General features: G+C 62.9%; 13 protein-coding genes. 3 read left to right on the top strand and 10 right to left on the bottom strand.

Translation table 11 applies throughout. The features are described 5' to 3' along the window. Positions 1-37: 37 nt before the first annotated feature. The 8 genes from arcC to JQ586_RS05140 form a co-directional block, all read right to left on the bottom strand. Positions 38-964 (bottom strand): carbamate kinase, encoded by a 927-nt coding sequence (gene arcC, locus JQ586_RS05175; RefSeq protein WP_312016928.1) that lies wholly within the window; start codon positions 962-964, stop codon positions 38-40. A 37-nt stretch (positions 965-1,001) separates the two neighbouring features. Beyond that, on the bottom strand, positions 1,002-2,513 hold the full coding sequence (gene fdrA / locus JQ586_RS05170; RefSeq protein WP_212393405.1) for an acyl-CoA synthetase FdrA: 1,512 nt from the start codon (positions 2,511-2,513) through the stop codon (positions 1,002-1,004). Continuing rightward, complete coding sequence (locus tag JQ586_RS05165) at positions 2,510-3,760, bottom strand: DUF1116 domain-containing protein (protein WP_212393404.1); 1,251 nt, start codon at positions 3,758-3,760, stop codon at positions 2,510-2,512. Before JQ586_RS05165 ends, fdrA begins: the two co-directional genes overlap by 4 nt. Before the next feature lie 10 nt (positions 3,761-3,770). Beyond that, a complete protein-coding gene (locus JQ586_RS05160) occupies positions 3,771-3,959 on the bottom strand; it encodes a hypothetical protein (protein ID WP_212393403.1) in 189 nt (62 codons plus the stop codon). 183 nt (positions 3,960-4,142) lie between these two features. Continuing rightward, positions 4,143-5,084, bottom strand: coding sequence for a DUF2877 domain-containing protein (locus JQ586_RS05155; RefSeq protein ID WP_212393402.1), 942 nt, complete (start codon positions 5,082-5,084; stop codon positions 4,143-4,145). A gap of 21 nt (positions 5,085-5,105) precedes the next feature. Then, the gene (locus JQ586_RS05150; protein WP_212393401.1) at positions 5,106-7,637 is read right to left on the bottom strand and encodes a branched-chain amino acid ABC transporter ATP-binding protein/permease; all 2,532 of its coding nucleotides are present in this window, start codon (positions 7,635-7,637) and stop codon (positions 5,106-5,108) included. After that, positions 7,634-8,509, bottom strand: coding sequence for a branched-chain amino acid ABC transporter permease (locus JQ586_RS05145; RefSeq protein ID WP_212393400.1), 876 nt, complete (start codon positions 8,507-8,509; stop codon positions 7,634-7,636). The genes JQ586_RS05150 and JQ586_RS05145 overlap by 4 nt, the downstream gene beginning before the upstream one ends. A 39-nt stretch (positions 8,510-8,548) precedes the next feature. Then, positions 8,549-9,673: an ABC transporter substrate-binding protein gene (locus tag JQ586_RS05140; RefSeq protein WP_212393591.1), complete on the bottom strand. Its 1,125-nt coding sequence runs from the start codon at positions 9,671-9,673 to the stop codon at positions 8,549-8,551. Between the two features lie 219 nt (positions 9,674-9,892). Between JQ586_RS05140 and JQ586_RS05135 the strand changes: the two genes are divergently transcribed. From JQ586_RS05135 to JQ586_RS05125, 3 genes are all read left to right on the top strand, one after another. Further along, positions 9,893-10,879 carry a polysaccharide deacetylase family protein gene (locus JQ586_RS05135; RefSeq protein WP_249147281.1) on the top strand — a complete coding sequence of 329 codons (987 nt, stop codon included), beginning with the start codon at positions 9,893-9,895 and terminating at the stop codon, positions 10,877-10,879. Positions 10,880-10,898: 19 nt separating this feature from the next. Continuing rightward, complete coding sequence (locus tag JQ586_RS05130) at positions 10,899-12,110, top strand: amidohydrolase family protein (protein WP_212393399.1); 1,212 nt, start codon at positions 10,899-10,901, stop codon at positions 12,108-12,110. A 134-nt stretch (positions 12,111-12,244) separates the two neighbouring features. Continuing rightward, a complete protein-coding gene (locus JQ586_RS05125; protein ID WP_212393398.1) occupies positions 12,245-12,979 on the top strand; it encodes a TetR/AcrR family transcriptional regulator in 735 nt (244 codons plus the stop codon). Positions 12,980-13,037: 58 nt separating this feature from the next. On the opposite strand, the gene JQ586_RS05120 is transcribed toward JQ586_RS05125, so the two are convergent. Then, on the bottom strand, positions 13,038-14,630 hold the full coding sequence (locus tag JQ586_RS05120) for a gamma-glutamyltransferase family protein (RefSeq protein ID WP_212393397.1): 1,593 nt from the start codon (positions 14,628-14,630) through the stop codon (positions 13,038-13,040). 367 nt (positions 14,631-14,997) lie between these two features. Beyond that, positions 14,998-16,737, bottom strand: coding sequence for an alpha/beta hydrolase (locus JQ586_RS05115; RefSeq protein WP_212393396.1), 1,740 nt, complete (start codon positions 16,735-16,737; stop codon positions 14,998-15,000). Positions 16,738-16,800: the final 63 nt, after the last annotated feature.

Below are 16,800 nucleotides of genomic sequence, written 5' to 3'. Positions count from 1 at the left end.
TCTTGTCGTGTCCCTGTTCTGTCAGGCCGGTCGCCGGCTAATGAACGACGTGCGTTCCTGTCTCCCCCCGCAGCGCAGCCATCGCGCAATCGAGGTGGCTGATGATCGCGCGCTTTCCACCTCCCTCCAGAAAGCGGATCGCAGCATCGACCTTGGGACCCATGCTTCCCGGGGGAAAGTGTCCCTCACGATGATAGGCTTTGATTTCCTCGAGGCTGACCTGGTCCAGGTCTTTCCGGTTCGGCTTGCCAAAATTGACTGCAACGCGCGGCACGGCGGTAAGGATCAGCAGTTCCTCGATGCCGAGGACGTTCGCAATATGGGCGGACGTCAGGTCCTTGTCGATGACTGCCGGAACGCCCGTGCGCACGCCCTTTTCATCACGAACGACGGGAACGCCGCCTCCGCCACCGGCGATGACAATCGTTCCGCGCTTGACCAACGCGTCGACCAGCGAAATATCGCAGACATGCTTCGGCTTCGGGGACGGAACGACGTGACGCCAGCCCCTGCCCGAATCCTCGCGCATCGCCCAGTTGAGTTCGGCGCTGATCTTCCTGGCCTCATCCTCCTTGAAGAACGGCCCGACGAACTTCGTCGGGTTCTTGAAGGCAGGGTCGTCCTTGTCGACCTCGACCTGGGTCAGCAGGCTCGCCACGTGCCTCTGGTTGCCCTGTTCGCGCAGGGCGTTCTCGATCGCCTGCATCAGGAGATATCCGATGCCGCCCTGGCTGTGCGCGACGCAGATGTCCATGTCCATCGGCGGAATGCGGCTCATGGTCAGCAACTGGCGCATCATGATCTTGCCGACGACGGGACCGTTGCCGTGCGTGATGACCAGTTCGTTGTCGAGTTGGGCAAGCGGCAACAACGCCTCTGCTGTCATCTGCGCAACCGACTTTTGCTCCTGGGAAGTACCCCTTATGTCTTCGGGATGAACGGCATTGCCGCCGATCGCGACCACAAGGCGACGCGGCACATCGTTGAGTGTACGCATTTTCCTACCTCCCGGCCGTATTGGCGATGGCAACTGCGAGTTCGCACGCCTGAGCGTTGGACGGCGCGACGACGATTCCGGCCAGTTCGAGTTTTCTGACCTGCGCTGAACGCACCTGCGGATCCTGCTCGGTACCGACGACCGATGCGATCAGCACCGGCGCATCCTGCCCACGGTCGGCGACGAGCCGCGTCAAATGCTCGGCCGGATCAGCATGCGCGCCGTAGCCAAGCACCAGATCGAGCAGGATGACCGAGAGAGCGGGATTCCTGAGTGCCGCACGCAATGCGTCATCTCGTACCGACGGATCGATCATCGGGTGTGGTCGGCCACGCGTGTATTCGTCATCGCCGAGATCGATCAGCCGGTCTCGGCCCGGGTCCCGCCCGGCGCACAGCGTCTTGACACCCGGGATTGCGGCATTCGACGTCACCTCGCGGCCTGCGGCCGTCAGAATGACCTGGGCTTCGGCACACAGCGTCCCGCCGGCAAACAAGCCTTCGATCCCGCCGCCGGCAGGCCGTCGCGCAACGCGTGAGGCGACTGCACCAGGATCGAACTCCGCCCCGATCGGCTTGCCACCGAGGGCCAGTTCAGCGGCCCCCTTGAGCGTCGGCGAAAAGCGCGCATTCGCCGGAACGGTCATGTCGGAAGCTCCGATGAAGCACACGGTGAAAGACTTTCGGCTCTGCCCGATCCGCTTCAGGACCGTCGTGGCGACATCGGGATGCGGGGGCTTCGAAATCAGCACGACATGGTCAGTTTCCGGATCGGAATCGAATGCATCGATCGCCATCAATGTCGTGATGCCGCCGATATCCTTCTTCAGATCGCGCCCGCCCACCCCTATTGCATGAGAGATGCCTTCGCCGGCTTCCGAAACCAGGCACGAGACTTCCTGCGTTCCGGTACCCGACGCACCGATTATCCCGATCTTGCCGCGCCGCAGCCTGTTGGCGAACGCCAGCGGCGCTCCGCCGATGACGGCCGTGCCGCAATCGGGCCCCATCATCAACAGGCCGGCATCTCGTGCCTGCAGCTTGAGCGACAGCTCGTCCTCGAGGGAGACGTTGTCGCTGAACATCAGAACATGCAGGCCGCGATTGAGCGCCTTTCTGGCTTCGGCCGCTGCGAAATCGCCGGGCACGGAGATCAATGCGAGATTGATCTCCGGCCGGACCTTGACTGCCGCGGAGATGGAGTGCGGCCGCCAGGCGGCCGACGCCTCTCCCTGGCTCTTGGGTTTCTCGAGTGATTTGATCGCGCCGTCGAGCGCATCGCGCGCGGCAGGTTCGGTGTCTGCCTTCACTGCGATCACGAGATCATTGCCCTTTACGGCGGCCCCCTCATTCAGCAGGCCCGCATTACGCATGATCGCCGCATTCGATGGTGTCCCCATCATCAGCGCGGCCTCGATCACACCGGGACATGCTGCCACCTCGCGGGACAGCCGCATCAGGGCAACCGAATCCAGGTAGAACCCCTTGCGGATTTCATTCAGCACAACGACCTTCATGACACCCCCAAATCGCTCGCGACGGCGCGCACCGCTTGCTGGAAGCAGGCCAACGGCGCCTTCACCACGCCTGCCCCGACCTGACCGATGCCGGGCTCGCGATGCGCGATCCCCGTGTTGATGACGGGCACGATTCCGGAATCAACGACCAGGCGGATGTCGATGCCGGTGGGCACGCCCGCGAAGTCCATCGCGGCAATGCTCCACTCCGGGTTCTGCGCGACGGTGATTTCGCCCATCGAGCGGGTGAAGTTGCCCGCTTCCGACGGCGCACCGGCGCCGATGAAACCGGCGACCGCCGGCGCCGCCGCCATCGCGAATCCGCCCAGGCCGATCGTCTCGACGATCGCGGAATCGCCCATGTCGGGATTGGCGTCCTTCTCGGAATATCCGGCGAAATAAAGCCCCTCCGGCATCTCGACCGGAGCCGTAAACCACCGCTCGCCCAATCCACTTACACGGATGCCGAAATCGGTCCCGTTGCGGCACATCGTCGTGACGATCGTCGAACCGCGAATGCCGTTGGCGGGATCAGTCATCACCTTGCCCATGGCCATGGCGATGTTCAGGAAGAACTGATCATTCTGCCCGATGAACGCCAGACATTCGGCAAGGGTCGCATTGTCGACCGAGGTCCGCGCCATCCAGGGCGCGATTTCGCGAAGGAAGATGCTCGAGCAGGCGAGATTGCGCTGGTGCATCTCGTCGCCCATCGACAATCCGCGCGCGATAATCGATTTCAGGTCGACACCGCCGGATGCGCGGATGGCCTTGCCCAGAACCGGCCCGAACACATCGCGCAACCAGGCGAGGCGCTTCAGCACGCTCGCGTCGTTGCCGCCGAAGCGCATGACCTTGCCCAACCCCTCGTTGATCGCGCAGTAGGCCCGATTGGAAAAGCGAGCGTTCTCGACCACGAACAACGGCATCGACTTCGTCGTCATGCCGGTCATCGGGCCGACGGCACCGAAGTGATGGTTCGGGTGAAATTCGATTCCTCCGCTAGCCGCGAGCTCCGTGGCAGACCGGAGATCCTGCGCCCAGCCCTCGAAAACGATCGCGCCGGCCACGGCACCGCGCATCGGCCCGCACATTCTCTCCCAGGTGATCGGCGGACCCGCATGCAGGATCATCCGATCCCGCAAGCCCTTCATCAGCTGGCTGGCGGGAACTATGTCGATCAGCCTCGGCTCTCCCTCGAGGATGCGGGCCAGCGCCTGTTGGTTTGCGTCTTCGATCAGCTTCATCGGCGCGCCCTCACACACCAAGCTTTGCGAGCAGGGCGGCCATCTGGGGATCCCCGCCCGCCGACGGCTTCCAGTCAACGTGGACGACGCCGATGCCGCAGTCGTGGAGATCCTTCACGAACCCCTCCAGCCCGACATTCACGACTTCGACCTTGCCCGCCAGCAATCGCTGATACTGCGGTCCATTCTGATCCGTCATGTCTCCTGCCCTAACCAGTTGATTATCGTTGCGTCCAATAAATAAGAAAACACTTACTTCGTCAAGCGCGAAATTCCACGATTTGTGCGAGTCGTTCAACGCGGAGAGCGATGATAAAAAAACGCTCCGAACATCGTTCGGAGCAGTCTGGGAGAACTCGAAATTCCAGCCAGGCGCCGCGCATCACGGCGTTCGAATGACGTGCCGCAAGACCATCAGGCATCCCGCGAACGCATCAAGGCCAGACGTGTGACCGATCGCGGTCAGCCCGTTGATCGTCTGATGAAGCCGCACGACATCACCGCTCATCGTCGCATGAAGGGCAGCGTGCAATGCGGCCGCGCCGTATCCGAGCGCCGCCGCTTGCAGGTGGATTCGGCTGATATCGTTGGTATCGCGGAGCAACGCGCTGCAGTGGCGCCACAGCAGATCACGACGTTGTGCAAGACCGAGCGCAGCCAATGCGATGAGCGCGCCGCCGATCAGGTCATCACCGGACGGAGTGAGCCCCGGCCCGAGGCCGATCAAGCTCCCAAGGCCAGTCTCATGATCGACATCGTCCGCCACGCCCGTGATAACGTGCTCCAGGGCAATGAAGCCCGGTACCGCCGCCCGAGCGAGAGCCGACAGCTCGCTCGACCGGTGCGCTGCCCCCAAAACTGCGAGGCCTCCCGCCGTCAGATCGCCCTTCCACATTTCATCGACGGCGCGAAGACCGCGTCGCAGGCTGTTGCGGGACCAGCGCGGCGCCGCGCCCGGCGCCCAAACCGGAGTGGAGACCAACGTCGCGAGCGGCTCCCCCGCAACCCACAGAAGCGGATCCGCAAAGCGAACCGGGGCGCCGACAGCAAGCTGCGACCACCGAAAGTTGCCCAACAGATTGAATGGCCCAGAGCCGATGTCGGTATGTCCGACACAGATCCAGTTCTCATCGACAACAGCGTAGAAGGAGCGTTCGAACACGGCGACGACCCGGCCCGCGGCAGGGGCACGGAGCGCCTTCACCGCGAGCAGCCCGACCTCCACGGCGATGCTGGTCGCTGCCGCGACGTTGACACGTCCATTGTCTTGCGAGCCAGATAAGCCCGCCGCTATGCCGTCGGCACCCTGCCCTGCGACGACCATTCGCCTCCTCCGGGCTTCGTTTCAGGAGACCTGGGCCGCGAGATGCGGTCCGGCTTCAGCTTCTCCCCCGAGATACGCCGCCTCGAGCAGAGGATCTTCAGCGATAATGCCCGCAGGGCCGCTCTTCAGGATCGCGCCAGTCTCCAGTAGGTAGGCCCGGTCGGCCAGAGCGAGAGCATGTCCCGCCATCTGATCGACCACGATGATGGTCATCCCTTCACTGCGTAACCGTTCAATCGATGCGAACAGTTCATCGACAACCAGCGGCGCCAAGCCCAGCGAGGGCTCGTCAAGCATGAATACCTTCGGCCCGGTGAGAAGGCCGCGTGCGACCGCCAGCATCTGCTGCTCCCCGCCGGACAGAAGCCCTGCACGCTGGCCGATTCGTTCCTTCAATCGGGGGAAGCGTACGAACATCGACTCGATTTCGGCGTCGAGATCGAAGCCCTTGCGCGCGTAGGCGCCGAGCTGGAGATTTTGCTTCACCGTCAGCTCCGGAAACACCTGACGTCCTTCCGGCACCAGCACGACGCCGGATCGCGCGCGCACGTGCGCCGGCATCCTGTCGATACGCATGTCCGCGAGCCAGACTTCACCGGTCGACCGCGGCGGTTCGAGGCCGGCGATCGACCGCATCAACGTGGTCTTCCCGGCACCGTTCGCGCCGAGCACCGCGACCGCCTCGCCGGACGCGACAGAGAGATCAATCCCGCTCAAGGCGCGCGACAGGCCATAGGACGATTCGAGCGCCCTGATTTCCAGCGCGCTGCCGCCGGTCCTTGCAGGTCGCGGCGCCTTGTTTCGTTCACCAGCCGAGGAATCGCCGAGATAGGCCTTGCGGACAAGCGGATCGTTGCGGATTTCAGCCGCATCGCCGATCGCTATTCGTTTGCCGGCATCGAGCACAACGACGAGATCGCTGAGCGACATGATCATCGGCATGTCATGCTCGACGATGATGACGCTGATCCCGGCATCGGCGATGCGACGCAGAAGCGCGGTCAAGCGCTGCTTGTCGCCCTTCGAGAGGCCCGCCGCGGGCTCGTCGAGCAGCAGGACCCGCGGCCGCAATGCCAGCGCACGCGCAATTTCGACCAGCCTCTTCTCGCCATGTGACAGTGAGCCTGCCGGTCGAGCCGGATCGCCATCGACGCCGACAAAGCGCATCAGGAAACGCGCGAAGTCTTCCGTCGCCGCGTTGCGCAGTGCGGACACGATGCCGCCGAGCCGTCCGGCTCTCTCGGCCAGAAGGATGTTTTCGAGGATCGAGAGCGAACCGAACAGTTGCGTCGTCTGGAATGTTCGCGCCACACCGGTCCGCGCAAGCAAATGCGACGTCATGCCCGTCACGTCTTGATCGCCAAGCGTCACCGTTCCCGATTTCGGTCGATAGAAGCCGCAGAGCAGGTTCAGCGCACTGGTTTTCCCGGCGCCATTGGGACCGATGATGCTGGTGACGGCGCCGGGCCGCGCCGTGAACGAGACGCTTTGAACCGCACGGACACCGCCGAACGAAACCGAAAGATCCGTCACGTCCAGCGCAGCCGGATTCCTTGTCTCAAGGCCGGCCGTGGCGACGCTCGCCGCCGCCACCTCGGAACCCGCCGGCGGATGCCGCGCCGGCAGGAATTTTGCCGCAAGTTGCTCCATCAGTCCGACGATACCGGACGGCGCGACGCGCAATACGACGAAGAGCAGCACTCCAAATGCCAGGAGACGATATTCCTCGAGATCAGACAACAGTTCCGGCAGCAGCACGACGAGCGCGGCTCCGATCACGGGACCGAGCGTCGAACCGGCGCCGCCGACCATCACACCGAACAGCAGCAGCACCGATTGCAGAAACGGAAACGAACTCGGGCTGATATAGCCTTGCAACGGCGCGAACAGCGCGCCGGCCAATGCCATCGCTGCCGCCGAGATCACGAAGGCTACGGCACGAATGTGTACCAGATCGATGCCGATAGAGCGCGCGGCGACTTCCGCATCGCGGGCGGCGCGCATCGCATAACCCCAGCCGCTCCGCTTCAGTCGATCGAACATAAAAAGGCCGGCAAGGGTCAACCCGGCGCCGGCAACCGCCAGCGAACGCTCCGACAGCGCGTATCCGAAGATCGAGGGCGGCGCGCTCAACACCAGACCGTTGCCGCCGCCGGTGAGGTCACGCCACTCGATCGTGACATGTTCAACGATGAAACCGAAAGCAATCGTCACCATCGCCAGGTACGGCCCCCGCACGCGGAGGGCAGGCATGGCAAGCAAACCGCCTATGATACCGACCAGCACGATGGCCCCTCCGGTGGCCGCAAGATAAGGCCAGCCCGCCTTCTCCATCAGAAGCACGGTCGTGTACGCCCCGATGGCCATAAATCCGATGTGTCCGAGCGATATCTGGCCCGCGAGCCCGAGCAGCACGTTCAGTCCGATACAGGCGATCGCGGTCAACGAAATCGTCGCGACCAGAAAGACCCCGTAGCTGTCGGCGATCGCGACGTAACCCAGAACGGCCGCGAGTATCGCAACAGCGACAGGAAGGGAAGCGCGTGCGGTCATACCTTCTTGACTCCGGCTCGGCCCAGTAGCCCGTGTGGCGCAACGACGAGGATCAGAATGACGGACGCGAAAGTGATGATCTGGGTGTAGACAGAGCCCAGATAATTCGTCGCAAACACCTCGATCAGGCCAAGGCACAGCCCTGCCAGCATGACGCCCCAGGAGCTGGCCAGCCCGCCGATGATCGCCGCAGCGAACGCCTTGATGCCGAACAGCGTGCCCATCTCGGACGAGACGTTGAAAAGGGGAGCGATGAGGAGCGCGGCCACCCCTGCCAGCATTGCCGATACCGCGTAACTCGCAGCGATGGCACCATCGACATTGATGCCCATGAGTCGTGCGGCACCGGGGTTCTGCACGACCGCAAGCATCGCGACGCCATGGCGCGTCCGGCGCGTGATCAGGTGCAGCGCCAGCGCGAGTAGCACCCCGACAGCTGGAATCAGGATCTGCAAGGGATAAACCCCCGCTCCCTCGACGATCTGGATCGGCTTTGCAGCAAGGACGGACGGAAAGCTGCGGGGCTCCTTTCCGAAGACGAACAGCATGAGGTTGTCGACGACGACACCCACGGCAACCGTCGCCATCAGCCAATTGTCCGAGCCACGTTGTACGAACGGACGAACCGCGAAACGCTCAATGAGAGCGCCGTAAACTGCGCAGACCAGCAAGACCGCGGGAATGCCGATCGCGCCAGGCCAACCCCACACGACGAGGAAGAAGTAGCCGGCAACGGCGCCGAGCGTCATCGAGCTGCCCTGCGAGAAGTTCACGGTGCCGGATACCGCGTAGGTCACATGAAAGCCGAGCGCGAGCAGGCCATACATGCTCCCCAATGCCATTCCGGTTATGATCGCCGAAAAAAACGACATCGCAGGCCATCCCGATCTGTTTGTTGGGCAATTGACCCGTCAGTTCTTGCTGAAGGGCAGGATGTGATTGTCCTCGAACCGGGCCCAGATGTAGTCTTGCGCGGTCAACGCGTCGTGCTGGGTCTGGGCAAATGGTTTTTCGTAGGTCTTGATCAGGCCTTCGACGCGGTCGATGGCATAGAAACCGTCGCGAACGGCGCTGGGATCGGTACTGCCCGCCTTCTGGATCGCGCCGGCGACCATCATGACGCTGTCATAGGCGTTGGCGAACCCCACTGCCGGGGTCACATCTGCAGGGCCCTTGATGTCCGGATACTTGGCCTGAAGCTCAGTCATCACGCGCTTGCCGACAGGCGAGAGGTCACCGAAGAAGCTGTAGGTCTGGACGAAAATGACGTTCTTCGCATTCGGCCCGGCGAGCTCGGTGAAGCGGCCACCGGCCGGTCCCCAATGAGACACGATTGGTGGCGTCCATCCCATGCGGTCCAATGACTTCACCACCTGCGATGCGGGACCGACGTTGCCGACGAGAAACAGAACATCGGCGCCTGCCTGCTTCAGCCGCGACAGTTGAGCCACCACGTCGACGTCGTTGGGCTCGAACTTCTCGACCCCCGCAGGCTCGATCCCGGCGGCCTTCATGGCAGCGCCCAGACCATGCTCGTTCGATTCGCCCCACGGGTTGTTGACGAGAATAAGACCGGGTTTCTTCGCTCCGTATGTTTTGCTCGCGAAGGCCACGATCGCCTTGTCGACCTCGTCGTCCATCGCCGAGACGCGAAACACGTAGTTGGACGGAGCGCCGTTCTGCGTGATCTTGGTGCCAGCTGCCCATGGCACGACGAACGGCACCTTGACGTTGTTGACGAATGGCACGATCGCAAGCTCGACCGGCGTGTCGAGACCGCCGAGCAGCACCGTCACCTTCTCGCGTTGAATGAGTTCGCGTGCGGCAATCAGGCCTTTCGCCGGATTGCTTTCATCGTCGCGGCGGACGAGTTCGAGCGGCCGGCCGAGCACACCGCCTTTGGCGTTGATGTCCTCGATTGCGATCGTGGCACCGCGCGTAAGCGCTTCGCCGGCGCGCGCAGACTGCCCCGATAGAGCCGTGACGAGCCCGATCTTGATCGGCTCGGCGGCCTTTGCGCCCCCGATCAGCGACATCGAGCCAAACAGAACGGCGAGTGCGCCGTGCGACAGGATGCCACGGCGCAGGCCGGCAAAGGTAATACAAGCGTTCATTTCTGCACTCCTCCCGCTCCCAACGGCTGCTTCCAGCCGCCCTTTATTCGAAGCCGCATCTACGCGACCTTGACTGAAGTAAAAACTTTCTTCACAATTCAGCGAATGTCAAGCGGCGATTGCGCCCGAACGGAGATTGCAATGCAACGGGAGAACGAGGCCCAGCGGGATCGGGCCCCCCCTTCGCGCGGCGTTGCGGGCGATGCAACTCGCACCGCGGCATTGCGTCCGACGCTCGATCTCGTCGCACACGACCGCTACCGCTACAGTGCAATCACGCGCCGCCCGCACTTCCTCTGGCCGGGCGGCAAGCGCCTGGCCGTCTACATCGGCCTCAACCTGGAGCACTTTGCGTTCGGCGAGGGCTTGGGCGCGGAGCTGTGCCCGGGTGGCCCGCATCCGGATGTCCTCAACTACGCCTGGCGCGACTACGGCAACCGCGTCGGTGTTTGGCGATTGCTCAGGCTCTTCGGCGATTTGGATCTACCGGTCTCCGTGCTCGCGAACAGCGCGATCTACCACTACTGTCCCGAAGTCATGGACGCCTTTCGCGCGCGCGGCGACGAGATCGTCGGCCATGGGCGGACCAACTCGGAGCGTCAGGGCGTGCTGGCGCCCGAGGAAGAACGGCGATTGATCGAGGAGGCCACGGACATCATTGCGCGGTCCGAGGGACGTCGACCACTCGGTTGGCTGGGGCCCTGGATTTCCCAGTCGCCGGTTACACCGGACCTCCTTGCCGAAGCCGGCTATCAATACCTGCTCGACTGGTGCATGGACGATCAGCCGGTATGGTTCACGACGCGCAATGGTGGACGTATCCTGTCGATCCCATATCCGCAGGAACTGAACGACATCCCTTCGATCGTCGGCCGGAAGGACAACGGCGAACAGTTCGCGACGATGATCACTGATACATTCGATGAGATGCTGGAGCAGTCAGCAGGACAGTCGCTCGTTATGGGCATTGCGCTGCATCCCTATCTGGTCGGGCAGCCGCACCGGCTGCGGCCGCTGCGACGCGCGCTGCAGGCGATCGTCGCAAGGCGCGACGACATCTGGATTACGACTGCCGGCGGCATCTCGGCATTTTCACGTACCTTACCCGATGGCATTGTACCGGCATGATTGAACCGGAGGCACGCTAATGACCCCAATCGACACACTTCTTCGGAACGCGCGACTGGCTGACGGACGCATCGTCGAAATCGCCGTCCGCGACGGAAGAATCGTCGCGATCGCGTCAAGCCCCGAAAGCTACGGCGCAATCGGCGAAACCCGCGACCTCGGCGGGCGACTGGTGTTGCCAGGCATGGTCGAAGGCCACATTCATCTGGACAAGTGTTTTATTGGCGACGACTGGAAGCCGCATCGACCCTGCACCAGGGGCTTCAACGTGCGCGAACGCGTCAAGTTCGAGAAGGAAGCCCTTGCCGGCGCCAAGCCCATCGAGGTGCGGGCCGCGGCCCTGATCGATCTCTGTGTCTCGCAGGGCACGACACACATGCGCAGCCATGTGGACGTGGATGCCGAGGTCGGCCTGCGACATTTTGAACCGATCATGGCAGCACGGGAAGCGCACCGGAACAGGGTTTCAATCCAAATCGTTGCGTTTCCTCAAAGCGGCATTCTGACATCGCCCGGAACGGCCGAGTTGCTCGATGAGGCCGTTCGTGCCGGCGCCGACCTGGTCGGTGGACTGGACCCCGCGGGTCATGATGGTGACGTCACCGGTCATCTCGACGTCGTGTTCGGCATCGCCGAACGGCACGGTGTCGGGATCGACATTCATCTGCATGATGGCGGCCAGCAGGGCATCTCGGAGATCGAGGAAATCGCGCGACGGACCAAGGCATCGGGCCTCGGTGGCAAGGTCGCGATCAGCCACGCCTATGCACTCGGCGAAGTGACGCGCGACGAGGTTCAGCGCACCGCGCACCGGCTTGCCGAGGCGGGCGTTGCCATCCTCACCAACGCGCCGGGAGCACGACCGTTTCCGCCGGTGTTGCTGCTGCGCGACGCAGGCGTCAACGTCTTCTCCGGCAACGACAACATCCGTGATTCGTGGTGGCCTTACGGCGACGGCGACCTGCTCGAACGCGCCATGCTGATCGGCTATCGATCCGGGTTCAATACCGATGAGCAATTGGCCGCGGCCTTTGACATGGTGACGGCCAACGCCGCACGCGCGCTGGGCTTGGCGGAGTACGGCGTTAGGGCCGGCGGCACGGCAGATTTCGTCGTCCTCGATGCCGTGAATGTCCAGGAGGCCGTGGTCGCCCGCCCCAAGCCGCGCGACGTCTACAAGAAGGGGCGTCTGGTCGCGAATGCGAGCACGCCGATGGCGGTCGCCAGCTGAAACCGGAGACGCTGAACAGCATCCCCCTTGACGAGCACCCGCAATATCGATCTCAATCCAAGCTGCTTTGCCCAGGATCGGCTCCGCCGGTTGGACCCCGCCAGGACATTTGAAGCCCAAGCAATGTTGACGCCGTGACCGAGACAACCGCACAGACCACCCCGTCCCGCAGCTCCGCTCGCGGAAGGCGCCCGAGAGACTCCACGCTCACGAAGGAAGCGATCCTGCGAGCGGCGACGTTCGAGTTCTGCCACAAGGGCCTCGGCGGAGCCCGCGTCGAGGCAATCGCGCAGCGAGCAAAGGCCAATATGCGCCTTCTCTACGCATATTTCGGCGACAAGAATGCACTCTATGTCGCGGTCCTCGAGGACGTCTATTCGGAAATCCGCGCGGCCGAACAGCAGCTCAAGCTGGATGACCTGGAGCCGATCGCGGCGATGAGCGAGCTGATAAATTTCACGTTCACGTTCTTCGGCGACCACCAGAACTATATCGCCCTGATCAACAACGAGAACCTTCAGCGCGGGCGCAACATGCGCAAGTCACGCAAGATCGCTGAGCTTACGTTGCCTCTCGTCGCGAGTATCGAGAACGTTCTTCGTCGCGGCGTGGCGGCAGGTCTGTTTCGCGGAGATGTCGATCCAATTCAGCTCTACGTCTCGATCACCGCCATGAGCTATTTCCACGTTTCCAACCGCTACACGCTCTCCGCGATGTTCGACAAGGACCTGGGCGATTCGGATTGGCTCGCACTGCGCCACGAGCATGCGCAAGATATGATCCTGACCTGGTTGACCACTCTCAAGGGAGAGCGGAAGCACTGGGCCGCAGGATCGAGAGCAATCGGCAGAGGCAAACCGGCTCGGTAACCGCCGACGGAAGTATCCTGCAGACAAGCATCCTGCAGGTCGTACGGCCTGTCCCCGCTCAGCGCGCTGCGACAGCGCCGTCACTGCGCGGATCGCTGGCCCCCTCCAGCAGGCCGTCCGGGTGCCAGACGATCGCGCCTGCATGTCCCATGAACTCCTCGAACGGACCCGCCACCTGGATATCATGGCCACGCGCACGCAACCTGTCGATCGTGCTCTTCTCGAAACGAGATTCGATCTTCAGGTTGTTGTTTTCCTCGCCCCAGGTGCGCCCCAGCAGCCAGCGCGGCGCCGTGATCGCAGATTGCAACTGCTGACCATACAGCGCGTAACGCGTGAAGACGGCAGCCTGGGTTTGCGGCTGGCCCTCCCCGCCCATCGTACCAAAGGACATCAGCCGCCCGTCGCCGAGTTCGGCCATCGCCGGCTGGATCGTGTGGAACGGCAGTCGTCCCGGATCCAACCTGTTGGTGTCAGCCTCACCAAGGCTAAAGCTCGTTCCGCGGTTTTGCCAGGTGATTCCGGTTTCCGGAAGAATGACACCGGAACCGAACTCCCAATAGACGCTTTGGATGAAGCTGACGCTCAGTCCGGTGCGATCGGTTGCAGCAAGCCATACCGTATCACCCTGCTTCGGCGGATCGGGCCAGGACGCCGCGCGACCTATGGAAACCGTTCGATACAGCGCGGCCAGTGATTCACTGGACAGCAACTCACCGGCCGAACGCTTCATATGCTCAGGATCAGTCACGTAGCGGTTGCGGACGCGGAACGCGGCTTTGGTGCATTCGACCAGATGGTGCACGTGATCGACGCCGTCGGCCTCATCGGCCATGCAGCGGGCGTAGAGCGCCAGGATCAGGAGCGAGGCCAGGCCCTGTGTCGGCGGCGGCATGTTGAACACCTTGTGTCCAGCCACATCGACCGAGAGCGGCTCCACCAGCGACGCCTGGTGTCGCTCCAGATCGGCGAATCGAAGCGGGCTGCCCAGCCGCTCGAGATCGGCCGCCATCGAGCGCGCCAGATCGCCGCGGTAGAAATCGGCCAAGCCGGCTCTCGCCAATCGGCGCAGCGTCTCCGCGACCCGCGCCTGCTGCAGCCGCGTACCGACCGCGGGCGCAGCGCCCTGCGACAGATATACCTCGGCAAAGCCGGGCACGTCCTCGAGTTCATGCCGCTTCTTGCAGATATTTTCATGGAGCGTGCTCGTAACGGCTACGCCTTCTTCGGCATGGCGGATCGCGGGCTCGAGCAATCGAGTCAGTGGCAACTGCCCGCCGTGGCGATCGCGGCTCAGGTCGTAGGCCTTTTGCCAACCGTCGACGGTGCCCGCGACGGTGAGAGCCGCGAGCGGGCCGCGGCCTGGAATATTGCTGCAACCGCGCTCGCGATACCAGGCACGATCGGCCGCCAGCGCCGCACGTCCGCATGCCTGAATTCCGACTGGTGTCGAGCCGGCACGACCGACGAGCCAAAAGCTGTCACCGCCCAGGCCGTTCATATGAGGATAGACCACGGCAATCGTTGCAGCCGACGCGATCATGGCCTCGATGGCGTTGCCGCCCTCGGACAGGACGCCAAGTCCGGCCTGCGCCGCAAGGTGGTGCGGCGCAGTGACCATGCCGCCATAGCTACGTTTCGTCTGCAACATCCCAAAACTCCCTGACCGACTTAGTAATAATATAATTACTTACTTGCTGTCAATCGATCCGGTCATGCGTCCATGTCAGGCATGGGCCAACCGACCGAGGTCCTGTCCCGGCGGCGAAACCCGATCTGCACCAGAGCGCAAGATAGCGTTGCTGATGGACGGGAAGCGAGTGATGCAAAGCAGATTTGGCGGCCGGCGAGACGGAACTGATGGTCGTCGCATTGGCCGCCTGCCGTTGACGACATGCGGACCCATTTCATGAACGGGTGCCGGAAGTGGACGCATCGCCCTGTCCTACCCGATCAGCGATGTTTTCGATCGTCAGATCCGGGTCCTTCCGGCAGGTCTCGGCGGGCGCCTGCTTCGTTCAGTTCGATTTCAACTTGACGTACCTTCCGGGCGCCGGCTCGATAACCCCGTATTTGTCGTCGCCGGCGTGCCCCGGGGCCGGCACCGTTCCACTCGAATGCCGCTTCATCCAGGCATCCCAGTCAGGCCACCAGCTGCCGGGTTTCTCCTCGGCCCGGTCAAGCCAGTCCTTGGCTTCGCAATTGAGATCGTCGTTCAGCCAGTGACTGCGCTTGTTGCGGGCGGGAGGATTGATCACGCCGGCGACGTGGCCGCTTGCGGCGAGCACAAAGCGCGGGTTCGTGCCCATGAGATCCTTTGAACGATAGGCGCTTCGCCAGGGCACGATGTGATCCTCGCGCGAAGCAAGCACATAAAGGGGAGTCTTGACCCTCGATAGGTCGATCGGCAGCCCGCACTGCGTGGTCTTGCCCGGCTCCCTGAGCTTGTTTTCGAGGTACGTGTTGCGCGTGTACCAGCAGTACATCGGGCCCGGCAGGCTGACGCTATCCGAGTCCCAGTACAGCAGGTCGAATGCGTCGGGCGGTGCTCCCTTCAGATAGCTGTCCACGACATAGCGCCATATCAGGTCGTTGGCACGCAATGTCCCGAAGGTGAAAGCCAGTTCCTTGCCCGGAAGGATGCCGCCGCGACCAATGGTCGCCTCGCGCAATGCAACCGCGCCTTCATCGATCAGCAACCCGATGTCGCCGGTGTCGACAAAATCGAGCATCGTCGTCAGCAGCGTGAGGCTCGTGAGCTTGCTCTCGCCACGAGCCGCCAGCACTGCTGCGGCGCAGCTCATGATTGTGCCACCGACGCAGAACCCCAGCGCGTGAACCTGCTCCACCTTCGCGATCTCGCGCACCACCTCGATCGCCTGCAAGGGACCTTTCGTGAGGTAGTCGTCCCAAGTGAGATGATCGATTTCGGGCACGGCGCTGCGCCAGGAGATGAGGAAGACCTGATGGCCTTGCGCAACAGCATATTCGACGAACGAATTGCCCTTGCCGAGGTCGAGCAGATAGTACTTGTTGATACAGGGCGGCACGATCAACAGCGGCGTCCGTTCGACCACAGGGGTCTGCGGCGTGTACTGGATGAGCTGAATCAATTCATTCTCGAAGACCACCGAGCCCGGCGTGACCGCAAGATTGCCGCCGACTTCAAAGGCGGATTCATCGACGCGCGTAATTCGGCCCTTCCGCATGTCCTCGATCAGGTTTGCCATCCCGCTCGCGAGGCTTGCCGAGCGGGTCTCGATGGCGGTCCGGATCACCTCGGGGTTGGTCGCCGGAAAATTTGACGGACTCATCGCATCGATGAACTGCCGGGCGTAGAAGCGCAGCTGCAATTTCGTCCTGTCGTCGACCTGCGCGCCTTCGACCAGGTCATGCATCTGCTTTGCCGCCAGCAGGTAGGATTGCTTGAGGAGGTCATAGTAGGGAGTCTCCTGCCACGCCTCGTCCTTGAAACGCTTGTCGCCGCGCGCCGGCTGGATCTCGGACCTGGCCCCGAGAGTGAATGTCCTGATCGCGGTGGTGTTCCAGAAGCGCCAGACCTGCGTCAGGTATTCGCGCTGCATGTCCAGCGCAAACCCAAACGGCGAAAACCCCTGCCCCGCCGGAGCCGGCTTCTTGCCGCCCACGCCGGCCGTCATCGCCAAGGCCTCGTCGAATTGCTTCATTGATTGCTGACCGGCCTGCATCAGGCGCTCAAGATACTCGGATGGATCCCCTGGCGATGTGAAGTTGTTCATGTGTCTCCTCCGCAGGCACCTGGCAGCCTAGTTTTGCATATTTTCTCCAGAGCCGCTGTTCCG

The sequence above is a fragment of the Bradyrhizobium jicamae genome (assembly GCF_018130215.1).
Lineage (GTDB): Bacteria > Pseudomonadota > Alphaproteobacteria > Rhizobiales > Xanthobacteraceae > Bradyrhizobium > Bradyrhizobium jicamae_A.
Note: the sequence above shows the minus strand (reverse complement) of the source record. Positions and strands in the feature narration are given on the sequence as shown.

Bases quoted from the DNA above. Each gene is read 5' to 3' on its own strand.
- fdrA (WP_212393405.1), bottom strand. From the start codon at position 2,513: ATGAAGGTCGTTGTGCTGAATGAAATCCGCAAGGGGTTCTACCTGGAT.
- JQ586_RS05165 (WP_212393404.1), bottom strand. From the start codon at position 3,760: ATGAAGCTGATCGAAGACGCAAACCAACAGGCGCTGGCCCGCATCCTC.
- JQ586_RS05160 (WP_212393403.1), bottom strand. From the start codon at position 3,959: ATGACGGATCAGAATGGACCGCAGTATCAGCGATTGCTGGCGGGCAAG.
- JQ586_RS05155 (WP_212393402.1), bottom strand. From the start codon at position 5,084: ATGGTCGTCGCAGGGCAGGGTGCCGACGGCATAGCGGCGGGCTTATCT.
- JQ586_RS05150 (WP_212393401.1), bottom strand. From the start codon at position 7,637: ATGACCGCACGCGCTTCCCTTCCTGTCGCTGTTGCGATACTCGCGGCC.
- JQ586_RS05145 (WP_212393400.1), bottom strand. From the start codon at position 8,509: ATGTCGTTTTTTTCGGCGATCATAACCGGAATGGCATTGGGGAGCATG.
- JQ586_RS05140 (WP_212393591.1), bottom strand. From the start codon at position 9,673: ATGTCGCTGATCGGGGGCGCAAAGGCCGCCGAGCCGATCAAGATCGGG.
- JQ586_RS05135 (WP_249147281.1), top strand. From the start codon at position 9,893: ATGCAACGGGAGAACGAGGCCCAGCGGGATCGGGCCCCCCCTTCGCGC.
- JQ586_RS05130 (WP_212393399.1), top strand. From the start codon at position 10,899: ATGACCCCAATCGACACACTTCTTCGGAACGCGCGACTGGCTGACGGA.
- JQ586_RS05120 (WP_212393397.1), bottom strand. From the start codon at position 14,630: ATGTTGCAGACGAAACGTAGCTATGGCGGCATGGTCACTGCGCCGCAC.
- JQ586_RS05115 (WP_212393396.1), bottom strand. From the start codon at position 16,737: ATGAACAACTTCACATCGCCAGGGGATCCATCCGAGTATCTTGAGCGC.